Source organism: Photobacterium rosenbergii, from assembly GCF_003026455.1.
In the GTDB taxonomy this organism is placed as follows: Bacteria; Pseudomonadota; Gammaproteobacteria; order Enterobacterales; family Vibrionaceae; genus Photobacterium; species Photobacterium rosenbergii.
In genome coordinates, this window is record NZ_PYMB01000001.1 from 944,039 (window position 1) to 967,958 (window position 23,920).

The following is a 23,920-nucleotide window of genomic DNA, read 5'->3' on the forward strand; positions in this document are numbered from 1 at the left end:
CTTGGGGTATATTTAGTTCGAATTTTCGGTGCAGCAGGCCACTCACCCGATCCGTGTAACCTAGATCGGTAGTGAGGGCCCAATGTTATGGTTTAGGTTTTATCTAAAGACTTTCTTTACTCAATCGAAGGCCGATAATGCCTTGTGCAGGGATTGTCGTATCGACTGTTGCATCACCCAATACTCTCTCCATGCCGTCTACCTGCCAGACCTTCCATCCAGACGGAAGTTCGCCGAGTTTGGCTTCGTCCTTACCTGCATTCATCAAACGGATGACAATACTATTAGCATCATCCTCGCAGACCTTGATGGCACTGACAGCCACTTCTGGTGTATCGAACGCCAACAGGCTAAATACCTCCGGTGCTGTGAACACTGGCGGTGCAATCATAAAGCGTTGCACCACCCCGTTATGTAGGGTCAACGGGGTGCTAATCCACTCTTTGACCTGTTGGCACAATCCCGCGTCAAAAGCACTGCAGCTGAATGGGCAAAGCATTAACCGGAATGACAGTGGCTGGCGAAGTTGAGAGTCCGGACTGGCATCAGGCAACCCGGATAGACGGCCAGGCCGGTATTTCAGATCAGGTTTTCCGACATAACCCATAGCTCGGAACAAGGTAATAGCAATTGAATCGCCATATTGCTGATATTCACGGATTCCGTCAGTCATCACGGCCAAGCCACCTTGTGCGGTCTCCCCTGCAACAACACTTTGCATCGGATAAATCGGCACCGGGCATGATGTCCATTCTTGTGACTGCCAGACAGACAATGCTGACTCATCATCCCCACGTTGGATTAAACCAATAGGTTGATCAGCGACACTTTGGGCGTGGATAAAATCGCCATTGATATGAAGCTGCACCCTGTGGTCGTTGGCCTGATTTTCCAGCTCAACAGAAATATCTACCCCATGGCTGCCTTTTGCCAACCCAAGGACTACGTCGATACGCTGTTTAACCGAACACTGTTTCGCGTTTCGCTCTGTTAAATCCGCAGGCAACATTGCTTGATAGGTAATACGAACTTCAGAACGCAAGTTGCCTTCGTATGCACGTATCGCACCCTTGAGCACTTCATAGGTGATTTTCAGATCGTCATGCGGCTCAGAGAAGTCGTAGTTATCACCATCATCACCCCCATCTACCAAGGTAATTACATCATCCCAATGCTGGCCACTGTCGAGACAAGATAAACCCACCTTGCCAAGCTTATCGACACTCACCTTCATGGCCTCGTTAGCGATGCTGATTAATGTCTCTTCAGTTGTTTGAGTTAGGCTCGCGTGTGTGGTTATCTCCCCTTCTGTCAAGCGCTCCACCCTGAGGTTGCGATAGCCACAGGCTGGCAAACCTTCCAAGGACACCCAAACGTGGTGGCGGTACCAGGAGCGGAACCGCTCATCGCCCAAAGTGGTTGGGTCCTGGACTATGGCATTGATATCAACCAGTTCACACGAGATCGACTGCATCTCGACAATTTGCTCACCATCGTAAATGGCCAGATTGCGGGTCGGTAGCACCAGTTCCAACTCTATTTGGGCATTGCGTGAATAAGGCAACGGGTTGAAAACCAACACGTACTCACCTTCTTTGCCTTTGGTTGATGCATCTGCCAACTGTTTGAGGGTGATCGCTTGTAAGCGTTCAGCATTTTCACGTACAGCTTGGATACGGGCCTTGACCTGACGGTTGACCGAGTCAGTGTTACAACCGCCGATAGAGTCATGGGCATGGCTTTGCATCAGTTGTTTCCAGTTTTTCTCCATCAAGCCGTGTGGGTACTTCAAGCCCAAGTCATTGGCAACCGTCAACAGCGGCTCCAACTGGTTGACCAAAAGGTTCTCGACATCACTATTGAGCTTCTTGATATCGTAGCGGGTTGAATAAATCCCGCGGTGGATACGGCTGTATTTGCCGTAGAGCATTTCGCTCTCAACCACAGGTAGACTCTCTCTGGTAGTTTGGGCGAAATAGTCTTCAAAAGTGCACAGCTGATATTGGTACGGGCGCGATTCATTGGCGTGCCTAATAGCCTCGACCGTTTCCCTCTGCCAAGGCTTTTGATCATGCCCGCCCATAAACAGGAAGTGCTGTCGTTCTCCCGGCCAAAAGCGCTCAGCTATTTTCTGGTCGATACCGTCAAGGTGAGTATCCATTGGCTTCATTCCCTGGAACGCACTGTAGCCAAACTCGAGTACCGCAGTTGTCACTTCACTGCCATCCGGGGCCCGCCAGACAAACTCGGTATTGCTACAAATCCCTTCCCAGATCCCACGCCAGAACACACATTTATCGATATTGAAATGTTGCAGGAGCTGAGGCAGTTGCTCACTCTGACCAAACGAGTCAGGTACATAGCCAACTTTCATTATTGCGCCAAATCGCTCGGCATCACGGCAACCCCACATCAAGTTTCTGATTTGCGATTCGCCATGGACCACACACTGATCGGTCTGGGTATACCAAGGACCAACCAATAACTTGCCCGACTCAACCAGGGTTTTCACCCGATCGGTATCTTGCGGCACAACGCTCAAGTAGTCTTCAAGCATCACCGATTGCCCATCAAGCACGAAGCAAGGCAATCCATCATCATTTTCAAGCTCTTCGAGGATTTGCTGCATGGTAAAGACCAGCAGTACCTGTGACTCCTCCGTACTGAAATACCATTCACGATCCCAGTGGGTATGAGGAACTATGTAGGCTTTTTTATTCATTGACATCATTCTTACCTTAGGCAGATTTCGCTACTTGCTGCTGGCTTTCAGCATCAGTGGCCTGTTTATTGAATTGTCGCTTCATCAGTACCGTGGTGCAGACGGCAACAAAAGCCACGCCGGTTGCGATAGAGAGTAAGTACAAGAAGAAATGGGAAGAAAGGATCAGAGCGAGAATGCCTGCCGCTGGTGCATGAACTATCGAATCAAACATAATGACCATGGCAGCCGAAATGGCACTACCTATGCTATTGATAATGATCAGCGCTGGATTGGCAAGAATAAATGGGATCGCCCCTTCACTGATCCCGACACAAGACATCATCAATGCAGCACGGCCATTTTCCTGCAGCTCTTTGCTGTAATATTGCTTGGCAAAAATCGTGGACAAGCCAATACCAAACGGGGCAATCATGATAGCGATATGTGACGCGGTAACGGGCTCAAAAATCCCTTGGGCAAACAGACCCAAGCTCACAGTAATTGCTGCTTTATTGATGGGGCCACCCAAGTCAAAGCCAACCATCGCCCCCAGCACTGCCGCCATCAACACTTTATTGCCACCCGACATGCCGACCAACCAGTTTTCCAAGCCCGTGTTGAGGGCAATCAGCGGATAACCGACAATATACTTCATGACGAAAAGGATGATGGCAGAGCCGATAAGAGGAATAATGACCATCGGCAACAAGCTACGAAACTCTTTTGGCAGCTTAATGTTAGCCAGCATCCATCTGACCAAATACCCGACCATCAAACCGCCTAATAAAGCCCCTAAAAAGCCCATTTGCATATCGCGGGCTAACATACCAGCAATAAGTCCTGGGGCAATTGCAGGTTTACCGGCTAAGCCAAACCCAACAAAAGCAGCAATGACAGGAAACAATAAAGTCAGGCCATATAAACCAAATGTTTTTAAATCATTTATTAACTGGGCAATTAAAGAATTGCTCTCTTTTAAATCAACACCAGTTAAAGTTTCAAATAATGAACCAAATGCCAGCATCATACCACCGGCTACAATCACTGGGATCATATATGAAACGCCGGTCATTAATGCTTCACGTAATTTATCTATTTCTGTTTTTTCTTTTTTTAATAGTAGGGCCATGGTAATTATCCTTAATTAGTATTAATTAAATGCATCATGGTTTCATAAACGGCATCGGGTTGTTTGATTGGGTCTGCCACTGCACACTCTAAAATGGTAAGAGGCTCAAATCTTTCCATCCCTTCTACTGCAATTTCTGCGGCAATGATAGCGCCATCAGCTCTTGCGACATCCTCAGCGGTAATTGCATTATCGATACCCGTACTGCCTTGCGTTTCTACCTTCACTTCCCAACCATGATCTTTACCCAAGACTTCAAGGGCTTCTGCCGCCATATAGGTATGGGCAATTCCTGTTGGACACGCTGCTACACAAACAATATACATTTCGACCTCGCTATCAACTTATTAAGCTGCTGTTATTTAATACAAAAAAAGCAGCAATCATCTTGCGACGATTGCTGCTCATTGGATGGATGCTAACGTAATTTACGTTGTTTTTGCCAGCATATTCACGGCCAACAGATGCAGTGCCATTGTTTAAAGACATCGCAGCGTTCGCTGGTGCGTAGCGGTAGAAGCACACCAAGGAACTGGCCGAAACCTGCTTAGCAAAATATAGGTATGTCAGAGACAGTAAAGAAAATAAGGTGCGCACCAGAGCGGCACAACAATGGTGATTGTGCTTCCAACGTGCATAAGATACATCACACCAATACCTGACTTGTTTCCCTAGCATGTCACCAACACTGATATAAAGCTGGTTATAGTCCGACGCTATCTCATCCAGTTCCTTGTCAGAGTTGGAGACTAAGCTCTCGCTAGAACTGATACAAACACACGAATAAATAGCATTAACCAGAGTGTCTAAAACACCCCGGATAAATACTAATAGTGTGGCCGTATCAAATTTCATCAAAGTATCCCCTATAAAGATAGGCAGATCATATACACTTAAAATCAGGTAAGATGTGATGAATTTCACAAATAGATATCAATTGTTTTTTCATATGAGTATTAATGACATTCATCACAAATATATAAACACTCAAAATTGAGCATTTTACCATCATAGCGTAAAAACATTTGGATTAATAAAATCTATCCCATAAATTGAATATTAAAAAGCCGCAGAGCAATTCCCTACGGCTTTTATATTTATCGGTATAAGGTGGATTTACAACACATCAAATACTAATTTCATTCCTGATAAGAAAAGGAAGAGATAGCAAAGCCTATATACAACATCTTGGCTCACTCTATGTAGCAACCATACGCCCATATACACGCCAACGGGCGCGAGAGGCATCAGTACCACCGCCGTCATTAAGTTGGTGGTATCAAATTCTCCCAGCATACTGTAAGGGATCAGCTTCGCCAAATTGATGATGCCGAACAACACAGCCATCGTGGCTATCAGAGTCACTTTTTCCAATCTCAATGGTAATAGATAGATACTCGCTGGGCCGCCACCGGCATGAATAGCAGTACTGGAGAAACCACCTAGACTACTCCACCACCATGCACTGGCTTTACCGGGCTTTTTGTTTTGCTGGCTGCCACTTAGCACATATTGCAAACAGAACAGCAGTGATAACACCCCAATCAGCAGCTTAAGTCCTGCTTCAGGTGTTACGCTGAGGAACAGCCCTGCCAGCAATACCCCTAATAATGAACCCGGCAGCATTTGCTTGAGAACTGAATAGTCTGCACTGCGGTAGTGCTGCCTAACCGCAAATGCGTCCATCACACACAGTATGGGAAGCAAGATAGCGGCGGCTTGCGTTGGCGAGACCACTAGGGCCATCAAGGGAACTGCAATGATCCCCAATGCCCCGCCCAAACCGCCTTTACCAATCCCATAAATCAATACAGCAGGAACGGCAGTAATATAAAACCAAGGATCGGTAACTATCATTTCAACCCTTACATACAATGTTCAGCAAGATAACCACGGCTTTTCGCCATATCCACCTTCACATGTTCCAACTGGGTGACCGCACGCTCTTGCTCGACGACAATCCAACCCTGATAATCAATATCCTTCAATACCTTAAAGACATTTGAAAAGTTAATACTTCCCTCACCCAGCGGACGAGTTAGCCCTTTACTGAACGCATTGGTCATGCCACAGCGATCGCGCATTGCATTATGTAACTGCTGGCCGTCGACATCTTTGAAATGCAGGTGTTCCAGGCGATTGGCATAACGACGGATAAACTCTTCTGGTTTCATCCCATCGATAAACAAATGGCCAATGTCCAAGCACAAACCTAGACGTTCTGCAGGAATAGCATTCAATACCGAAGCGATCTCATCAGAAAAAGCGACAAATCCCCCTGAACTAGGGTGAAGCAAGGTTCGTACACCTTTTTCTGCCGCCATCTCTGCAACTTCTGTGATAGTTGAAATCATTGCCTGCAACTGTTCCTGCTTAAGCCTTGGTGCAATCACACCGTGTCCTACATAAGCATCTCTTGCAGCGTTGGCACGATCCATAATGATCAACTTATCTACCCCTAAGGCGCTGAGTAAATCAATCACCCGGCGTGCTTTGACAAGCACTTTCTCTTTCGAATCAGGGCAACTGAAATCGCCATGAAGGTTTCCTGCACAAACTTTCATTCCCCTCACTCGCAGTGAGCTGGCAAGGATTGCCGGATCTTCAGGAAAGTATCCAACGGGTCCAAGCTCAATCCCCTCATATCCAGCTTCACGTGCTTCTACCAACACTTTCGCCCAGCTAGGGTTTCCGCCCTGCTCTGAATTTTCTACTCCCCACGAGCAAGGTGCACACGCTATCTTCATTGCCATAATGACATCCTCTACATGACAAACTACTAAACAATATTCTTTCGCAGACTACCTACGGGTTAAATGAAGCCTTTTTCAACCAAGAACTGACGGCTTTTCTTAATATCGGGTAACGTAGTGTCTGAATGACGCGGATCCCGCTCTTGCTCAATGGTGATCCAACCATGGTAACCAATGGATTCCAAAGCTTGAGCCACTTGGTCATAATTCACTGCGCCTTCACCGAGAGGGCACATCACACCATCGGCACAGGCTTGCCAAAAGCCAACCTGTTTCTCGATAGCCTGCTGCAAGCGCTGCTGGTTAACATCTTTGAAGTGGACATATTCAAGCCTGTCTGCGTATTCAACCAAGCTCTTGGCGGGATCCATAGTTGCGTAATAGAGGTGGCCGGTATCAAGGCATAGGCCAACTTCGTCAGCAGACAAATCATCCAGCATCCGATCAATTTCATCCCGATATTCGATGTAACCGCCGGCATGTGGATGGACAACGGCCCTGATATCATGACGTTTGGCAATCTCGGCAATATCCCTGATGGTGCCCATCATCTGCGCCCAACGTACAGCATCTAGTCTTGGTGCTTGCTCTGGCATGCCGGCATAGCGGCTTCTGATGTCATTAACACAATCGATCACCACCAGCTTTTCACAACCAATTTTTTGCAACAACCCACATAAACGCTTGGTTTTATTAATGATGTCTTCATAGTTACCAGATTCGGACAGTGGCTCGAAAATGGTACCCGCACAGATTTCTAGCTCTTTGACATACAGCGCTGTGTTTACCGTATCGGCATCGAGTGGCAAAAAGCCGTAAGGCCCCAACTCTGTTCCGGTAAAACCACCCAACCTTGCCTCTGACAACACTGTCATCCAATTCGGGTTATGTGGATTATCGGAAGATTCAACACCCCAACAGCAAGGTGCACATGCAATTGAATAACTCATAGTTCCACCCTCAAGTGATCCATTAGCTGAATAAAATTAAATTACAGCCAGACTAATCACTCTGTAGTCGAAATGGCGTGACCAAGCGCGCATCTTATTTTTGCATTTTCGCAAATCAGATTTGAATCTATGCCTATAACACCCTCCGGCCTCCCGCCCATACACTGTTGATAACAAATCAAACTGAAACAGGAAGTTGTATGGAATCTGTATACATTGTTGCCGCAAAGCGCACCCCTATCGGCAGCTTCAATGGTGCCCTCGCCCCAGTCTCTGCACCTCAGTTGGGAGCTACCGCCATCAAAGGGGCCTTAGAGCAATGTCATCTCGATCCAAGCCTGGTTGATGAGGTAATTGCAGGTAATGTCTTAAGCGCCGGTATCGGCATGGGCCCTGGCAGACAAGCTGCGGTATTAGCAGGCATTCCTGAAACCGTACCTGCTTATACCCTGAATATGATCTGTGGCTCTGGCATGAAAACCGTGATGGATGGTGTCAGCCATATTCGAGCCGGTGAGACTGAGATTGTTATCGCCTGTGGAATGGAAAGTATGTCGCAAGCACCTTTCATTTCTGCAAACCCGCTACGTGATGGCGTAAAGATGGGCCAACTGACCCTTGATGACTCAATTATCAAAGATGGCCTAACCGACGTGTTCAACCAATACCACATGGGGATCACCGCAGAGAACATTGCTGAACTACACGAACTAAGCCGTGAAGAGCAAGACCAATTTGCCCTTTCCAGCCAGCAGAAAGCGACAGCAGCTATCCAAGAACATGGCTTTAGCGATGAAATTGAACCGGTCAATGTCTCCCACCGCCGCCAGCAATACAATGTCAGCATCGATGAATACCCAAAAGCCGATGCGACTCTTGAAAAGTTACAAAGCCTTCGTACCGCCTTTAAAAAAGACGGTACTGTCACTGCCGGTAATGCCTCTGGCATAAACGATGGTGCATCCGCCATTATCCTGGCCTCCAAGGCTGCGGTTGAACGCTATAACCTCACCCCAATGGCAGAAATCATCGCTTGCGGCCAAGCCGGCCTTTCACCAAAAGTAATGGGACTCGGCCCTGTTCCAGCTATCGCCAACGCCCTCGACAAAGCCAAACTAACACTGGCTGATATCGAATGTTTCGAACTTAATGAAGCGTTTGCAGCTCAGGCATTAGGGGTGATGAAAGAGCTATGCGAAAAGCACGGTGTGGATAGGTCTTGGCTCGAATCCCGTACTAACTTAAATGGCGGTGCAATCGCCCTTGGTCATCCTCTGGGGGCTTCAGGCAACCGTATCCTGACCACATTGATTTACCAACTTGAACGCTCACAGCAAACCTATGGCTTGGCCTCCCTCTGTATCGGTGGCGGTATGGGCACAGCCGTGATTATCCGTCGATGCCAGGCCAACAAATAGGAGCCAATGATGAAGAAATCTATTACTGCCAGCGAGATCGCCAACCTACTCCGCGATGATATGACCATCATGATCGGTGGCTTTATGGCCAACGGGGCACCTGAAGGACTGATTGATATCATTCTTGAGTCAGGGATTAAAAATATCACCTTGATTACCACTGACACCGGCACACCTGAGTCTGGCTCTGGCCGCCTGATTAAAGCCAAGCGTATCGGCAAGCTATATGCTTCACATATTGGCACCAACCCAGAAACAGGTGCCCAAATGAATAGTGGCGAGTTGGATGTTGAACTCGTACCGCAAGGCACTTTAGCCGAACGTATTCGCGCTGCTGGTGCAGGCCTTGGTGGTGTCTTAACGCCTACTGGCCTTGGCACACTGGTTGCTGAATCCAAGCAAGTCATTCAAATCGATGGCAAAGACTTCCTACTGGAAAAACCGCTACGTGCAGACCTTGCTTTGATCCGTGGTTCTGTTGTCGATACCAAAGGTAACACCGTCTACAAAGGCACAACCCAGAACTTCAACCCGTTAATGGCCACAGCCGCAGAGACAGTTATTATCGAAGCAGCAAGTTTGGTCAACGCTGGTGACATTGCTCCAGAGGCCGTACACACACCAGGACTGTTCATTGACCACATTTACCAAGGAGCCTAACCATGACAATTCAACGAGAAAAACACCAGATCCGACGCATGATTGCATGGCGAGTGGCACAAGAGCTTCATGATGGAGATGTAGTCAACCTAGGCATCGGCCTTCCTAGCCTGGTAGCCAATGAGACTTCATCGGATATCGAGATCCTTCTGCAAGCAGAGAATGGTCTTATCGGCATTGGAGAAATGCCAGATGAGGCTAACATTGACCCAGATCTGGTCAATGCCGGTGGCCAACCTATTACCGCCACAACAGGCGCATGTACTTTCCACAGTGCGGATTCATTTACCATCATCCGTGGCGGGCACGTAGATGCAACGGTACTGGGTGCATTGCAGGTAGACCAGTTCGGTAACCTGGCTAACTGGATCATTCCTGGCAAAATGGTACCGGGTATGGGCGGTGCAATGGATCTTGTGGTTGGTGCCAAGAAGGTTATCGTTGCGATGGAGCACACCGTCAAAGGTAAACCAAAACTGCTCAAGCATTGCTCACTGCCGCTCACTGCAGCCAATCAGGTCGATTTGATCGTGACTGAAATGGGGGTCATCAAGATCACTGAACAAGGCATGATGTTGACCGAACTGGCTCCGGGCACCACCATCGATGAAATACAGGCAGCGACAGAAGCAGAGTTGATCATATCACCAGACTTGAAAGCAATGCCGATCCCAAGCGATCTCTAATATCGGTACTTCTTGCCTGAAACAACACCGAGACGTAGAACAACACCGAGGTTCATCAATGAATCTCGGTGTTTTGTTATCTAGGCCCCTGCCTCGGTACCCATGCAGTAAGTAAAATGTCCATAGAGAAATCATAAGCACAAAAAAGCCAACGTATAAACGTTGGCTTTTCAATCAACTGATTGCTCGATTAAGCTTCTTCCGGTTGGCCTTGCAACACGTTAGAGACTTCAATTGGCAACTTTTGCATCACGTAGTCACCTGGCGCTGCGCACTTAACTGGGAAGTTATCACTACCTGCAGAGCGTGCATCAACGACCTCGGCCTCTTCGAAGCCTGCCATCCACTCGTTCCAGTGACCCCACCAAGAACCTTCTTGGCGTTTAGCCCCTTTCAACCATGTTTCAGGTTCAGCCGAAGACTTATCATTAGTCCAGAAGCCATACTTGTTCTTAGCCGGGTGGTTAACAATCCCGGCAATATGGCCAGACTCGCCCAGTACAAATGTGGACTTACCGCCAAGTTTACGTGCACCACGGTAAGTACCCTGCCACAACGCAATATGATCTTCTTGAGTTGAGATAAAGTAAGTTGGGATCTTGATCTTCGCCAGATCAATATACACACCACCAACTTTGAACCCTTTCGGATCAACAAGACGATTTTCCAAGTAGAACTGGCGCAGCAATGTGCTGTGACACGCTACCGCTACATTGGTACTATCACCATTCCAGTACAGCAGATCGAAATCGATCGGGCTATTACCTTTCAGGTAGTTGTTAATGTAGTAGTTCCAGTACAGGCTGTTTTCACGCAATAGGCTGAACGTTACGCTCAGTGAGCGACCATCCATATACCCTTTCGCTTCGTTCTGCGCTTCAATGGCCGAGATGATCGGATCATTGATGTAAGCACCAATTTCTCCAGGTTGGGAGAAATCCAGCAACGTAGTAAAGAATGTCGCCGACTTGATACGGCTGCGCATACGTTTAGCCGAGTAGTAAGCTAATGCTGTCGCAAGTAGCGTACCGCCAATGCAGTAACCCGCCGCATTGATTTGCTTCTCACCAGTGATGTCTTCTATAACATCAACGGCTTTAACCACGCCATCAACAACGTAGTTGTCGAAATCAACATCGTACATGCTGGCATCTGGGTTACGCCAAGACATCATAAATACAGTATGCCCCTGCTCAACCAGCCAGCGCACCATGGAATTCTTCTCGCGAAGATCCAAGATATAGTACTTGTTGATAAAAGGCGGCACGATCAACAACGGTGTCGCGTTGACTTTTTCAGTCAGTGGCTTGTATTGAATCAACTCGAACAGGTGGTTCTTGTAAACAACATCACCGGCGGTGTTTGCTACATTCTCACCTAGCTGGAAAGCCGCATCATTGGTCATGCGGATTTTCAACACATCAGCACTCGACTGCATGTCTTGCTGAAGCAACTCCATCCCTTTGATCAGGTTTTCACCATTACTCTCAACCGTCAGCTTCGCCAGCTCAGGGTTGGTGGTGATAAAGTTGGTCGGCGACAATGCATTGATCGCCTGACGCGAAAAGAAGCCCAAACGCTCCTTCGCCTTCTCATCTAGCCCTTCAATCGACTCGATGGACTCTTTCATCTTATTGCTAAACAGCAAATAAGATTGCTTGATATAGTTGTAAAACGCCTCATTTTCCCATGCAGGATCCGTGAAGCGCTTATCATCTTTTTCGGGCTGAATAAAATCTGACGTATCGCCACTTTTCATGACGACATTTTGCCAAATCTTCATTTGGTTTTCCCACCAGTCCATTTGCAATTCGGCAATGACGGCTGGCTGCGCTGATGCTTTTTCGATGAACTTGGTCGTATCTTCCAAGCTAACTTCATTGAGCGCTTTATTAAGGGGGGTATTCATGGCTGCCTTGCCTGAATCCAGCTCCTTCCACCACATCTGGTTCATTTCTTGGAGCTTGGCAAAGTAGTCCGAAAAAAAGTTCTGGTTCATGCCAATGACCTCTAATTTTGGACTAAAAATGCCGCCCCGGAGCGGGGGCGGCAGAGTGGTCATTTTGATTAAGCTGGAGTAACTTGCTTTACGTTTTCAGCCACTAGCTCTTCAACTTCAGACTTGAAAGACTGAGCAATTGCAGTGAACTTGTTGCTGTCATCGATTAGCTGCTGAGAAAGCTTAGTCAATGTTTCTAGCTGCTGGCTGTTGTAAGCAGCAAATGACTGAACGTCTTTTACTTCGCTAACAGCTTTAAGCTGAGATAGGCCAAGGTCGCTGTAAGCGCGAACAGCGGCAAGCTGAAGCTCAGTTAGATCTTCAACGTTCTTAGTGAACAGCTTGTTGAACTTAACGTATGGTGCAAGTGATTTTTCAGTCTGCTCAGAGAAAGATTTAAACATTTCCGTATACATAGCTTGTTTCCTTCATTAAAAGAATGATTGAGTACCTGTGCCATGATGAATACAGGTACTGGTTAGCTTTACAATTGAATTAGACGCTCTTCAGTACAATTGCTGTACCCATACCACCACCAACACACAACGTGGCAAGGCCATGCTCTGTGCCGCGACGGCGCATTTCGTGAAGAAGGCTGACAATAATACGGTTACCTGAAGCACCCAGTGGGTGACCCAGTGCAATCGCACCACCATTTACGTTGGAACGCTCGGCCAGATCTTCAACTGGAGATCCAAGCTCGTCGGCCAACTCATGTAGTACACCTAGTGCCTGACCCGCAAAAGCTTCATTGAATTCAAACAGGCCAACATCAGCGATATTGAGTTCTGCTTTATCCAGTGCTTTAACCACAGCAGGGACAGGACCTAGGCCCATCACCTCTGGAGCAATACCCGCTTGGGCATAGCTCTCGATTTCTGCTAGCGGAGTCAGGCCATATTTTTCAACAGCAGCTTCTGAAGCAACGATAATTGCACTTGCACCATCGTTGATACCTGATGCATTACCTGCTGTAACAGAGCCACCTTCTTTCTTGAATGCTGGGCGAAGTTTCGCCAAACCTTCAATACTTGCGTCCGCCTTTGGATACTCATCGGTATCTACAACACTGGTTTTTCTGCGAACAGTCACTTCTACAGGTGCAATTTCACCTGCGAACTTGCCTTGTTCGATAGCAGCCACTGCTTTTTGTTGGCTTGCAAGTGCAAAGTTGTCTTGTTGTTCGCGATTAAGGCCCACTTTGGCAACAACATTTTCAGCTGTTACACCCATGTGGTACTTATTGAAGACATCGGTCAGACCGTCAGAGATAAGAAGATCATCTAGGCTTAGAGAGCCCATTTTCTGACCATCACGGATTGTAGCTGGTGCACAGAATGGAATCTGTGACATGTTTTCTGCACCAGCAGCAACAACAAGTTCAGCATCACCGGCCTTGATATGAGCAGCAGCATCCATTACCGCTTTCATACCCGAACCACATACCATGTTTAGGCTGTACGCTGGTACTTCCTGAGGAACGCCGGCATAGATAGCAGCCTGACGACCAGGCCCCATACCTTGTCCAGCACCAACAACATTACCAAGAATAACTTCGTCAAGGTTTGCTGGGTCAACCTTCGCTTCTTCCAGTGCGGCTTTAATTGCCACAGCAGCTAGTTGTGAAGCAGGAACTGATTTCAGCGCACCATTGAAACTACCGATAGGCGTACGTTTAGCCGCAACGATATATACTTTTGACATGATTTTTTGCGTCCTTTCGAAATTCAGAAATTAAACCATTAGTGCATGTACAAGCCGCCATTCACAGACAGTGTTTCGCCTGTGATGTAAGCAGCAGCATCGCTCGCCAAGAAAGTGACCGCTGCTGCAACTTCAGCAGGAGCAGCAAGACGCTTCATTGGGATCTCAGCTTTAATGCTATCTAGTACTTCTGGCTTAATTGCTTCTACCATTGGTGTACCGGTGTAACCTGGGGCAATGGCGTTAACAGTAACACCTGAGCGTGCACCTTCGGCAGCCAGTGCTTTGGTGAAGCCAATCATCCCTGCCTTCGCAGCAGAGTAGTTCGCCTGACCGAATTGACCTTTAAGACCATTTACTGAGGAAATATTGATTACGCGTGAATTACCGTGTTCGCACATTGATGCAAAAAGCGGCTGAGTCACATTAAACAAACTGTTCAAGTTTGTCGTGATTACATCACCCCACTGCTCTTTAGACATACGCTTGAACGTTGTATCACGTGTAATACCAGCGTTATTGACAAGCACGTCAATGTTACCTTCCTCTTGCAACAATGTTGCCAATGCTTCTGCACAATAATCAGCATCTGTAACATCTAGCGGGAACAAACGAACCTGCTCTTCTGAATAATTATTCTCTTTAAACCATTCTTTAGCTTTGGCTTCACCGCTTGGGAAATATGTGGCAATCACACGAAAACCCGCATCAACTAATCCTTTAGTGATCGCTGAACCAATACCACCTTTTGCACCAGTTACTAATGCTTTTTTACTCATTACAGAAGACTCCATTCCATCTTTATGATGACTTACCATCCTTAAAATCAAAAACTTATAATTGCTTTATCAATAAGGACCACTAACCAACGTAGGCTGTTTCTCAGCCTTATTTTTAATCTTGTTGCATCCTAGCGAGTGAAAAAGACACTTGGGTGACTTTTACATTGCACAAATATTATAAGAACACATGCTCATACCAATATCAACACAGAGCATCAATGGTCGTACCAATATTCCCGCATAGAATCACGCTTGTTTGCAAAGTCAGGATTAACAAACAAATGTATTAACAATGTTAATAAACATAAGCACAATAAGTGCCAAGTTTTATATGAGTAAAAACAATGGTCTAGAATGAGATGAAAGCTGTTTTTTGACTTCCGTTAGTGCAGAAGCGCACTAACAAAGTGCAACCTTAATCACCAAATTAAAGAGGTATGACCTGTTTCAGCAGTTAAACAGGAGGTTATTAAATCACCAACTACACAAAGGTGCTGAACTTACGCCATCAAATTGAGTCTTAATTTTCATATTTGACTGTTTCATTTAAGGAAAATAGCAATCCATGTTGACAACGACTTTCCAACGCCTTCAATCTCACCTGAATACTCAGGTCATCGGTCAACCGAATCTTGTTAAACAGTTAATGATCGCCCTGCTTGCTGACGGCCATATTTTGGTAGAAGGCCCTCCAGGGTTGGCAAAAACACGTGCTGTTAAAGTGCTGTCTGACAGCATTGAGGGGAATTTCCACCGCATTCAATTTACCCCTGATCTATTGCCTGCTGATTTGACAGGCACCGATATTTTCCGCCCAGAAACGGGAGATTTCACGTTCCAGCCTGGGCCTATCTTCAATGCCTTGTTGCTCGCCGATGAAATCAACCGGGCGCCAGCAAAAGTTCAAGCCGCCATGCTAGAAGCCATGGCTGAAAAGCAAATCACCGCAGGGCGAAAGACCTACCAGCTACCAGAGTTGTTTTTGGTTATGGCGACCCAAAACCCCATTGAGCAAGAAGGAACCTACCCACTTCCAGAAGCCCAGCTAGATCGCTTCTTACTTCAACTCAATGTTGAATACCCTGATGAATCTAGCGAACTAGAAATCTTGCGACTTAACCGGGGAGAAGCGTTAGGTATCACTGCTGATGAGCAGGTACAGATATCTCAACAAGAAATCTTTGCGGCCCGTAAAGAAGTACTCAATATTCACATGGCCGAAGAAGTTGAGCAGTACATCATTCGCTTGATCATGGCGACACGCCACCCATACAAATACAGCGAGCAACTTGCTAGTTGGTTACAAATGGGAGTCAGCCCGCGTGCAACACTTGCCCTTGACCGCTGTGCACGTGCCCATGCATGGCTAAACGGACGAGACTTTGTCACACCTGAAGATGTCCAGCTTATGGCCTATCCCGTGTTGCGCCACCGCTTGCTTCTAAGCTATGAGGCCCAAGCTGAAGCTATCGCGCCTGATACCATTATCGAGCAGTTAGTTTCACAGGTTGCTTGCGCATGAACACACAGGATTTAACCCCAGCACTTCCTGCTCACAGTGATGGCGTTAACCTCTGTCTGGCTGAATTACTGCACTATAAAAACCAGTCAGTACGATGGTTACCCCCTGCGCAAAGTGTCTGGTCACAACTCAATGGCCAACACCAAAGTCGTCACAAAGGACGGGGAATGAATTTTGCTGAAGTCCGTCCTTACCAAGCCGGGGATGATATTCGCGCCATTGACTGGCGCGTTACAGCTCGAACCGGAAAAACCCATACCAAGCTGTTCACCGAAGAGCGTGAGCAGCCGGTCATGCTGCTTATAGATGTCAGTCCCAGCATGAAGTTTGGCACCCAACTTCTGTTGAAATCGGTCCAAGCGGCCCATTTTTCGAGTTTACTGAGTTGGCTTGCCGTCAGTGAGCAAGACCGGATTGGGGCCATTGTGTTTAACGGAAACCGTCTCTATGAGTGTAAGCCCACGGCTCGTCAACAAGGACCATTAACGGTCATCAACGCTATCATTGCTGCCCATCAAGAATCTGACAGCAACCAATTCGATGGCAATCGCCTTAACTTTTCAGATGCCTTGAAGCACCTACATCACCTTTGCCCCAAAGGCAGTGAGATTGTCGTGCTCAGTGACTTTTATCAATTGCAGGAAAAAGATAAGCGACGTTTAAGCCAACTCCGTCAACACAACCGGCTTCAGTTCGTACAGCTCTTTGACCCATTAGAGTTGGGGCAAACTTCATTCAATGGCATTGAGTTTGTCACCGATGATAAGCAAGCAACTTGGCTCGATTTTTCAGCTAAAAGTACCCGTGACAGCCTAAATCTGCAGTATGAGCAGCATCAGCAATTTATTCAGGAAATGTGCAAGAGCTTAGCTATCCCATTACACCACTTGTCTGCAGCCCAAACCTTAATGGAGCAATTAGGGCAATCTGGTTTCAAACCTTATAAAGGAGGGGCAAATGGCTGAAGCAACAACATTACCTACACTTCCACTTGCTGATATTCACCTCCCTGATGCTCCAGGCGTTTGGCCGCTTGCATGGGGATGGTGGGTCGCCATCTTGCTCGCTGTAATTTTGATAACTTATTTGGTGCTGGTGTTCAAAAAACATCAAAGCTACAACCTTGCTCGTCGAGAAGCCCTACAACAGTTGGCGTGTTTGAAATCTCCCGAGAGTTTTAATCAGGTTAACTTGCTTTTGCGTCAGGTAGCTATGTCATACCACTCCCGAGAATACGTTGCAGGTTTGACCGGTCAATCATGGCTGTCTTTCCTCGATCAGCACCTAGCGCCAAAAGATCAAGGCTTTACTCGCTTATCTGAGATTTGGCAGAAAGGGCTTTTCTCCCCTGTACCATTAGAAAAAGAACAATTTGCAATGTGTTACCAACAAGCCAGGAAATGGATCCGCAAAGCCAAATTCCATACCCTACCGGATGTGTCCAAGGAGTCTGGTAATGTTTGAATTTACTTGGCTTTGGGCTTTTTTGCTGCTCCCTTTACCTGCTGCCGTGTATTTCTTCAGCAAGCCGAAAGCTCAGCCTTCGGCTATCAGATTGCCAAAATTGCCCGATGGACTAGGACAGAAAGCCAAAGTCAGCCGATGGTTAGTCATACTCATGGCAACGGCATGGATATGTTTGGTCGGTGCGCTATCTCGCCCTGTTTGGTATGGCGATCCAATAGAGATCAACCCTGATCACAGGGACATGATGCTAGCGGTTGATTTATCAGGATCTATGTCGATCAAAGACATGATCACCGAAGACGGGGAAGCTATCGATCGTCTAACGGCTGTTAAGGATGTGCTGTATCAGTTCATCGGCAAGCGTAATGGCGATCGCCTAGGACTGGTTTTGTTTGCCAACCACGCCTATCTACAAACACCACTAACCTTTGACCGGGACACCGTCCAGCAACAACTAGACCGGACGGTATTAGGGCTTATCGGCCAAAGTACCGCTATTGGTGAAGGACTAGGTATTGCAACCAAGACCTTCATTGATAGTGAAGCGCCGCAGAGAGTGATTGTTTTGCTAAGTGACGGTGCCAATACCGCGGGTGTTATTGAACCGCTGGAAGCTGCTGAGCTTGCCGCTCGCAGTGATGTGACTATATATACCGTCGGTGTCGGTGCTGAAGAGATGGAACAGCGTACCTTCTTTTCCACCCGCACGGTTAACCCTTCCCACGATCTCGATGAGAGGATGCTGACTCGCATTGCAGAAATGACCGGCGGGCAATACTTCCGTGCGCGTAACCCGCAAGAGTTGGAACAAATTTATCAGATGATTGACCAACTAGAGCCTATAAATACCGCCCAGCAAACTTGGCGGCCTCGTCAGGAGCTTTTCCGGTTCCCATTGGCTCTAGCTCTGTTGTTGTCAATCGTTATCGTTGTTATGAGAAAGCGTAATGGTTAGTTTTACATTCCTATATCCATATTGGCTAATCGCTTTGCTCCCATTGCTAATGATCTTGCCTTGGTTAGCGAAGAAGAAACATAAGCAGGGACTAATTGCACCACATTTGGCTGAAAAACTGGGGCTATCTGCAAAAACTCAGACTAGGGCAGCTTTACCTGCTCTTGGGATTCTGTGGACTCTTGCTGTTATTGCACTTGCAGGTCCAAGCTGGCAAAAGTCTCCGATCCCTGCTTTTAGCCTCTCAGGAGCTCGGGTCTTGGTCATGGATATGTCTCGTTCCATGTATGCCGATGACATTGTGCCAAATCGTCTCAGCCAAGCCCGCTTCAAGGCTCTTGACCTTCTACCCGGTTGGAAAGAGGGAAGCACAGGCTTAGTCACGTATGCAGCGGATGGCTATATTGTCAGCCCTTTAACCAAAGACAGTTCGACGTTAGCGAACCTTATCCCCCACCTCTCCCCTGAAATCATGCCGATACAGGGAAGTAATGCAGCGGCAGGTATCCAAGAAGCCATCAACTTACTCAAGCAAGCCGGCCACCAGCAAGGCGATATCATCTTGATCACAGATGGCCTCAGCCAAAAAGAAAGCCGTGATAGCAAACAGCTTCTGGGTGAGAATCAATACCGCCTTTCTGTCTTAGGTGTAGGGACAACAGATGGAGCCCCCATCAGACTGCCGGACGGGACACTGTTGACCAATAGCAATGGCAAAACAGTGATCGATAAGCTAGAAGTCGCACCTCTGCGTGAACTTGCACGCGCAACAGGGGGGATTTTCCAACTGTCACAGCCGACCGACTTTGATATCGAAGCGCTGATCAAAGCAACAGAGAAACCTGTCAGCAATAACAATAACGATGCGAGTAAAGAGCTTGAAGAGCACATCAATGGTGGTTTCTGGCTATTGATCCCTATCGCTTTGCTTGCACTACTCGGTTTCCGCCGTGGCGTTGTTATCGCCGCTGTCTTGGTCCTAACCCCGGTTGATCACGCATTTGCTGCGTCATGGTCTTCACCGTTTACCAATAGCGACGGTTTGGGCTATGAGTTATTCGAGCAAGAAAATTTCACTGAAGCTGCAGGGCAATTTTCTTCGCCACAATGGCGTGGTGCCGCCCAATATAAGGCTGGTGATTATCAAGGGGCGATAGAAACACTCTCTCCCCTCACTGATGAACAATCCCAATACAACCTTGCCAATGCCTATGCACAAAGTGGCGATTTAGACCAAGCAGAATCTCTGTATCAATCGATTCTGGAAAAGAACCCAGAGCATCAAGATGCCAAGAAAAACTTGTCTTTAGTCCAAGCCCTAAAGCAACAGCAAGAGAAGCAACAGCAAGAGAAGCAACAGCAAGAGAAGCAACAACAAGAAAACCAACAGCAGGAACAAAGCCAGCAGCAAGATGGCCAGCAACAAAACGATCAGCAACAGGAACAATCAGGCGATAATTCTGATTCTGACCAAAGCCAAGATCAAAACCAATCTAACCCGTCTCAGCCGCAGGGTCAGCAATCTCAAGGTGACCCGCAAAATGGACAACAGAAGAACGATCAGCAGTCAGAGCAAGCCCAAAGCCAGTCCAATGATGACCAGAATAGTGAACTGAACCAACAACAGGGTCAAACTTCTGGAGAGCAGCAACAATCAGAGGAACAATCGCCGGCACAATCAGCGCAAGCTGAAAATAACAATGGTGATCAAGGCGATGACAACAATGCCAATGCTGTCACCAACCCTCAAGGTCAGGAAACGCAAGAGAGCGTGACAGCCAGTGATCCAGTTCTGAAGAAATTAGAGCAGGTGCCGAATGATACCAGCGCCTTGATACGTGCTCAGCTTATTTTACAAGCTCGAGAGAAGCAGGCACCTGAAGCAACAGATAACTCTTGGTAAATATATGATTAGTAATAATATGTTTAGCTTTCAACGTACAAACACAGTGGGCAATCACTGGCTGAAAATACTACTTTTAGGATGGCTACTCACGTTTTCAGTGTCTTCGTACGCTGCCCAAGCCGTCGCAACGGTTTCCAAAAATATCGTTGGCGTTAATGAGGTATTCCAACTAACGATTAGCGTCGATGATAACGTCAACACCAATGCACTTGACCTCAGTGTGCTCGACGATGATTTCAATTACGGCTCCCCATCGGTCAGTAGTGGCACTAGTTTTGTCAATGGCGTGGTCACTCGGCAAACCGAATGGAAAATTGCCGTTGCTGCCAAAGAAATCGGGGAATTTACCATTCCAAGCTTTCGTATCGGCGCAAGTAAAACTGATCCGATTACCATGACGGTGATGAAATCAGCAAACAAGTCGACAACAAGTGCATCCAAGCCAGAGATTCGAATTGATGCGGAAAGTAATAAAGACCAGCTCTATGTCGGCGAAAGTATTCGCTACACAGTAAGGATCCGCATTGGTGAGCAAATGAGCCAAGCTGCTCTGCAGGCACCTTCTGGCGACGGTCTAAATGTGAAACAACTTGGTGAAGACCGCCAGGTCGAAACTGTCCTGAATGGTCGTCGCTACCTGATCATTACCCGTGACTACCAAATCACGGCCAATAAGTCAGGCGATATCCTACTTCGCGGAGCCAAATTTACCGGTAACTTGATTAAAGGTAACCGTGGTTTTGGCTCTACTTTGCAGATCCCATTTGAACAGCAAGCCGATGATATGACGCTATCGGTACAGGCCAAACCTGCTGATTACAAAGGACTATGGCTGCCAACGGAAGCACTAGAGCTTGGACAGCAATGGCAACCTGACGTAAATGAAATTAAAGTCGGCGAACCCATTAGCCGTACTATCACCTTACGCATCAAAAATGCAGAACAAAGTACCCTGCCCAACCTGAATTTGCAGTATCCGAACTCTGTGCGAGTTTATGACGAAAGCCCTGTTTATGGCAGTGATGACGATTTCACTTTCATGACTATCAAGCAAGTGATCATCCCACGCCAATCGGGGGAAATCACCCTACCCGAACTATCCATTAATTGGTGGAATACTGAAACATCCAAGCAAGAAACCAGCAAGATCGATGGTTTAACATTATCGGTACTGCCGGGGGATCCAACTTCACAAGCATTCTTGCCGCCTCAAGCCTTGCAATCAGACAACGCTGAGCCTGAGGTAACGAATGTTCAGACAGAGATCGTCAAAGACAGTGGATGGTGGCCTTGGCTTTCCTTATGCCTCGCCATACTTTGGTTGGTGACATTAGTGCTGTGGCTCCTTGAAAAGAGAAAGCCTAAACAACGACTTCAACCATCTAACAAAGTCACTATGCAACAACAGCTTACACCTATTGAAGGGATGATTGATGCACTGGGGAAAAACCAACCGGTTCAGCTGCAAAGCTATTACCAACAATGGCTAAAACAGCACCCTAACCATCCACTAACCCAAGAGTTGGACGAAGCCATACAGCACGTTATGCAGTGCCACTACAGCAAAAATAAACACCAAGTTAGCAACAAGGATAAGCAGAATGCACTAGCAGTTATGCAAAGATTGAATAAAACAACCGTTACAGGTGTAAATGTGAAGTCAAGTGCACTAGAGCCAATAACCCCCAAATAACAGCACTTTACCGCTAATAAAGCCCACCTCCTGGTGGGCTTTTTAACATTCCACCCTGTTCTACGTCTTCCTTGTTTAACAACCCGCCTCAGCTAAACGAATAGAATTAAAGGCTTCAATTTTAGCAGAAACAGACTGTTAATATTGTGTGAACCAAAAGTTTCTTTAATAGACTATGGAAATGTGCCAAAATTCCTGTTACAAAATGTGTCGCAGGCAAGATTTAATGCTTAGCGTCAAAACTATAAATATGCAGGATGTAATATGAATCAAACACAACCCTTTTTAGCCCGAGTCGCGAATGGAAGCCTGGTGGTACAAATACTAGTTGGTATTATCGCCGGTGTTCTCCTCGCACTATTTTCCCCCGCTTCAGCTGTCAAAGTTGGCTTTTTAGGCGGCTTGTTCGTCAGCGCCCTTAAGGCTGTTGCTCCGATTTTGGTCTTCATTCTTGTCGCTTCTTCTATTGCCAACCAGAAGAAAGGCGCACATACCAACATGAAACCAATCATCGTGTTGTACCTATTCGGTACCCTGATGGCATCACTAACCGCTGTAACCATGAGTTTCCTTTTCCCTACCACTCTAACTCTGGTTACCGGTGCAACTGGCGCAACACCGCCAGAAGGTATTACCGAAGTACTTAATACTTTGCTATTCAAGATTGTCGATAACCCAGTTAACGCCCTGATGACAGGTAACTTTATCGGTATTCTTGCATGGGCAATTGCGCTTGGCTTCGCCCTTCACCAAGCCAGTGATGCAACCAAGCAGGTATTCCACGATGTATCAAACGGCATTACCCTGATTGTTCGCTTTGTTATTCGTCTGGCGCCAATTGGTATTTTCGGTCTGGTTGCTAACACGTTTGCAGAAACCGGTTTTGATGCCCTATTTGGTTACGGTCACCTACTAGCGGTACTGCTAGGCTCAATGGCTGTTATCGCATTTGTGGTTAACCCAATCATTGTTTTTGTGAAAACCAAAGAAAACCCATACCCGCTAGTTCTACGCTGTATCCGTGAAAGTGGTATCACCGCATTCTTCACCCGTAGCTCAGCGGCTAACATCCCTGTAAACATGCAGCTGTGTAAAGATATGGATTTGCACGAAGACACTTACTCTGTGTCTATCCCTCTAGGTGCAACTATCAACATGGCTGGTGCTGCAATTACCATTACGGTTCTGACATTGGCAGCGGTACACACTATGGGTATTGACGTTGATGTTGCAACCGCTGTGCTATTGAGTGTGGTTGCTGCAGTTTCTGCGTGTGGTGCTTCTGGTGTGGCAGGTGGTTCACTATTGCTAATCCCTCTTGCATGTAGCCTGTTTGGTATCCCGAACGATGTGGCGATGCAGGTTGTTGCTGTTGGCTTCATCATTGGTGTTATTCAGGATTCAGCAGAGACCGCTCTTAACAGTTCTACAGACGTTATCTTTACCGCTGCTGCTTGTAAGGCAGCAGAAGCAAAGCTTGAGAGTGCTGATATCAAAACCGCTTAATCCAGCCGTTTTTATAAAGCTCTTAGTCAGCATTAGCTACAACGAAAAATCCAGCACCTAGGTGCTGGATTTTTGTTTGGAACATT

At 47.0% G+C, this 23,920-nt stretch carries 21 protein-coding genes; 10 read left to right on the forward strand and 11 right to left on the reverse strand.

From position 1 onward, the window contains the following. Positions 1 to 103: 103 nt before the first annotated feature. The 7 genes from C9J01_RS04570 to C9J01_RS04600 all read right to left on the reverse strand — a co-directional run bounded on the left by C9J01_RS04570 (position 104) and on the right by C9J01_RS04600 (position 7,536). Positions 104 to 2,728 (reverse strand): glycoside hydrolase family 38 N-terminal domain-containing protein, encoded by a 2,625-nt coding sequence (locus C9J01_RS04570; protein WP_107296901.1) that lies wholly within the window; start codon positions 2,726 to 2,728, stop codon positions 104 to 106. 10 nt (positions 2,729 to 2,738) lie between these two features. Then, positions 2,739 to 3,833, reverse strand: coding sequence for a PTS fructose transporter subunit IIC (locus tag C9J01_RS04575; RefSeq protein WP_107296902.1), 1,095 nt, complete (start codon positions 3,831 to 3,833; stop codon positions 2,739 to 2,741). Positions 3,834 to 3,844: 11 nt separating this feature from the next. Next, positions 3,845 to 4,159, reverse strand: coding sequence for a PTS fructose transporter subunit IIB (locus tag C9J01_RS04580; protein WP_107296903.1), 315 nt, complete (start codon positions 4,157 to 4,159; stop codon positions 3,845 to 3,847). A 13-nt stretch (positions 4,160 to 4,172) separates the two neighbouring features. Then, a complete protein-coding gene (locus tag C9J01_RS04585) occupies positions 4,173 to 4,688 on the reverse strand; it encodes a hypothetical protein (RefSeq protein WP_107296904.1) in 516 nt (171 codons plus the stop codon). A gap of 261 nt (positions 4,689 to 4,949) precedes the next feature. After that, positions 4,950 to 5,690: a sulfite exporter TauE/SafE family protein gene (locus tag C9J01_RS04590; RefSeq protein WP_107296905.1), complete on the reverse strand. Its 741-nt coding sequence runs from the start codon at positions 5,688 to 5,690 to the stop codon at positions 4,950 to 4,952. Between the two features lie 8 nt (positions 5,691 to 5,698). Continuing rightward, positions 5,699 to 6,586, reverse strand: coding sequence for a sugar phosphate isomerase/epimerase family protein (locus tag C9J01_RS04595; protein WP_107296906.1), 888 nt, complete (start codon positions 6,584 to 6,586; stop codon positions 5,699 to 5,701). Positions 6,587 to 6,645: 59 nt separating this feature from the next. Beyond that, positions 6,646 to 7,536, reverse strand: coding sequence for a TIM barrel protein (locus C9J01_RS04600; protein WP_107296907.1), 891 nt, complete (start codon positions 7,534 to 7,536; stop codon positions 6,646 to 6,648). A gap of 200 nt (positions 7,537 to 7,736) precedes the next feature. Here C9J01_RS04600 and C9J01_RS04605 point away from each other — a divergent pair, with 200 nt between their 5' ends. From C9J01_RS04605 to C9J01_RS04615, 3 genes are read left to right on the forward strand one after another with little or no spacing between them, the layout of a single operon-like run. Then, positions 7,737 to 8,954, forward strand: a complete 1,218-nt coding sequence (locus tag C9J01_RS04605; protein ID WP_107296908.1) for an acetyl-CoA C-acetyltransferase — start codon at positions 7,737 to 7,739, stop codon at positions 8,952 to 8,954. A gap of 9 nt (positions 8,955 to 8,963) precedes the next feature. Continuing rightward, positions 8,964 to 9,614 (forward strand): CoA transferase subunit A, encoded by a 651-nt coding sequence (locus C9J01_RS04610; RefSeq protein ID WP_107296909.1) that lies wholly within the window; start codon positions 8,964 to 8,966, stop codon positions 9,612 to 9,614. A gap of 2 nt (positions 9,615 to 9,616) precedes the next feature. Beyond that, positions 9,617 to 10,300 (forward strand): 3-oxoacid CoA-transferase subunit B, encoded by a 684-nt coding sequence (locus tag C9J01_RS04615; RefSeq protein ID WP_107296910.1) that lies wholly within the window; start codon positions 9,617 to 9,619, stop codon positions 10,298 to 10,300. A 190-nt stretch (positions 10,301 to 10,490) separates the two neighbouring features. On the opposite strand, the gene phaC is transcribed toward C9J01_RS04615, so the two are convergent. The 4 genes from phaC to C9J01_RS04635 all read right to left on the reverse strand — a co-directional run bounded on the left by phaC (position 10,491) and on the right by C9J01_RS04635 (position 14,782). Beyond that, the gene (phaC, locus tag C9J01_RS04620) at positions 10,491 to 12,299 is read right to left on the reverse strand and encodes a class I poly(R)-hydroxyalkanoic acid synthase (protein ID WP_107296911.1); all 1,809 of its coding nucleotides are present in this window, start codon (positions 12,297 to 12,299) and stop codon (positions 10,491 to 10,493) included. A gap of 68 nt (positions 12,300 to 12,367) precedes the next feature. Then, positions 12,368 to 12,715 (reverse strand): phasin family protein, encoded by a 348-nt coding sequence (locus tag C9J01_RS04625; RefSeq protein ID WP_107296912.1) that lies wholly within the window; start codon positions 12,713 to 12,715, stop codon positions 12,368 to 12,370. A gap of 79 nt (positions 12,716 to 12,794) precedes the next feature. Beyond that, a complete protein-coding gene (locus C9J01_RS04630) occupies positions 12,795 to 14,003 on the reverse strand; it encodes an acetyl-CoA C-acetyltransferase (protein WP_107296913.1) in 1,209 nt (402 codons plus the stop codon). A 38-nt stretch (positions 14,004 to 14,041) separates the two neighbouring features. Then, positions 14,042 to 14,782: an SDR family oxidoreductase gene (locus tag C9J01_RS04635; RefSeq protein WP_107296914.1), complete on the reverse strand. Its 741-nt coding sequence runs from the start codon at positions 14,780 to 14,782 to the stop codon at positions 14,042 to 14,044. Positions 14,783 to 15,350: 568 nt separating this feature from the next. On the opposite strand from C9J01_RS04635, the gene C9J01_RS04640 reads away from it, so the two are divergent. From C9J01_RS04640 to sstT, 7 genes are all read left to right on the forward strand, one after another. After that, the gene (locus tag C9J01_RS04640) at positions 15,351 to 16,307 is read left to right on the forward strand and encodes an AAA family ATPase (protein WP_107296915.1); all 957 of its coding nucleotides are present in this window, start codon (positions 15,351 to 15,353) and stop codon (positions 16,305 to 16,307) included. Then, a complete protein-coding gene (locus C9J01_RS04645; protein ID WP_107296916.1) occupies positions 16,304 to 17,272 on the forward strand; it encodes a DUF58 domain-containing protein in 969 nt (322 codons plus the stop codon). The genes C9J01_RS04640 and C9J01_RS04645 overlap by 4 nt, the downstream gene beginning before the upstream one ends. Then, positions 17,265 to 17,771, forward strand: a complete 507-nt coding sequence (locus tag C9J01_RS04650) for a DUF4381 domain-containing protein (RefSeq protein ID WP_107296917.1) — start codon at positions 17,265 to 17,267, stop codon at positions 17,769 to 17,771. Before C9J01_RS04645 ends, C9J01_RS04650 begins: the two co-directional genes overlap by 8 nt. Further along, positions 17,764 to 18,729, forward strand: a complete 966-nt coding sequence (locus C9J01_RS04655) for a vWA domain-containing protein (protein WP_107296918.1) — start codon at positions 17,764 to 17,766, stop codon at positions 18,727 to 18,729. The genes C9J01_RS04650 and C9J01_RS04655 overlap by 8 nt, the downstream gene beginning before the upstream one ends. Further along, complete coding sequence (locus tag C9J01_RS04660; RefSeq protein ID WP_107296919.1) at positions 18,722 to 20,632, forward strand: VWA domain-containing protein; 1,911 nt, start codon at positions 18,722 to 18,724, stop codon at positions 20,630 to 20,632. The genes C9J01_RS04655 and C9J01_RS04660 overlap by 8 nt, the downstream gene beginning before the upstream one ends. Positions 20,633 to 20,732: 100 nt before the next feature. Then, on the forward strand, positions 20,733 to 22,328 hold the full coding sequence (locus tag C9J01_RS04665) for a BatD family protein (RefSeq protein WP_237156867.1): 1,596 nt from the start codon (positions 20,733 to 20,735) through the stop codon (positions 22,326 to 22,328). A 264-nt stretch (positions 22,329 to 22,592) separates the two neighbouring features. Next, positions 22,593 to 23,834, forward strand: coding sequence for a serine/threonine transporter SstT (gene sstT / locus C9J01_RS04670; protein ID WP_107296921.1), 1,242 nt, complete (start codon positions 22,593 to 22,595; stop codon positions 23,832 to 23,834). Positions 23,835 to 23,920 lie beyond the last annotated feature (86 nt).

Coding starts and splice junctions, on each gene's coding strand:
- sstT (WP_107296921.1), top strand. CDS start 22,593: ATGAATCAAACACAACCCTTTTTAGCCCGAGTCGCGAATGGAAGCCTG.
- C9J01_RS04640 (WP_107296915.1), top strand. CDS start 15,351: ATGTTGACAACGACTTTCCAACGCCTTCAATCTCACCTGAATACTCAG.
- C9J01_RS04655 (WP_107296918.1), top strand. CDS start 17,764: ATGTTTGAATTTACTTGGCTTTGGGCTTTTTTGCTGCTCCCTTTACCT.
- C9J01_RS04600 (WP_107296907.1), bottom strand. CDS start 7,536: ATGAGTTATTCAATTGCATGTGCACCTTGCTGTTGGGGTGTTGAATCT.
- C9J01_RS04625 (WP_107296912.1), bottom strand. CDS start 12,715: ATGTATACGGAAATGTTTAAATCTTTCTCTGAGCAGACTGAAAAATCA.
- C9J01_RS04580 (WP_107296903.1), bottom strand. CDS start 4,159: ATGTATATTGTTTGTGTAGCAGCGTGTCCAACAGGAATTGCCCATACC.
- C9J01_RS04570 (WP_107296901.1), bottom strand. CDS start 2,728: ATGTCAATGAATAAAAAAGCCTACATAGTTCCTCATACCCACTGGGAT.
- C9J01_RS04595 (WP_107296906.1), bottom strand. CDS start 6,586: ATGGCAATGAAGATAGCGTGTGCACCTTGCTCGTGGGGAGTAGAAAAT.
- C9J01_RS04660 (WP_107296919.1), top strand. CDS start 18,722: ATGGTTAGTTTTACATTCCTATATCCATATTGGCTAATCGCTTTGCTC.
- C9J01_RS04610 (WP_107296909.1), top strand. CDS start 8,964: ATGAAGAAATCTATTACTGCCAGCGAGATCGCCAACCTACTCCGCGAT.
- C9J01_RS04575 (WP_107296902.1), bottom strand. CDS start 3,833: ATGGCCCTACTATTAAAAAAAGAAAAAACAGAAATAGATAAATTACGT.
- C9J01_RS04590 (WP_107296905.1), bottom strand. CDS start 5,690: ATGATAGTTACCGATCCTTGGTTTTATATTACTGCCGTTCCTGCTGTA.
- C9J01_RS04635 (WP_107296914.1), bottom strand. CDS start 14,782: ATGAGTAAAAAAGCATTAGTAACTGGTGCAAAAGGTGGTATTGGTTCA.
- C9J01_RS04630 (WP_107296913.1), bottom strand. CDS start 14,003: ATGTCAAAAGTATATATCGTTGCGGCTAAACGTACGCCTATCGGTAGT.
- C9J01_RS04650 (WP_107296917.1), top strand. CDS start 17,265: ATGGCTGAAGCAACAACATTACCTACACTTCCACTTGCTGATATTCAC.
- C9J01_RS04615 (WP_107296910.1), top strand. CDS start 9,617: ATGACAATTCAACGAGAAAAACACCAGATCCGACGCATGATTGCATGG.
- C9J01_RS04645 (WP_107296916.1), top strand. CDS start 16,304: ATGAACACACAGGATTTAACCCCAGCACTTCCTGCTCACAGTGATGGC.
- C9J01_RS04605 (WP_107296908.1), top strand. CDS start 7,737: ATGGAATCTGTATACATTGTTGCCGCAAAGCGCACCCCTATCGGCAGC.
- phaC (WP_107296911.1), bottom strand. CDS start 12,299: ATGAACCAGAACTTTTTTTCGGACTACTTTGCCAAGCTCCAAGAAATG.
- C9J01_RS04585 (WP_107296904.1), bottom strand. CDS start 4,688: ATGAAATTTGATACGGCCACACTATTAGTATTTATCCGGGGTGTTTTA.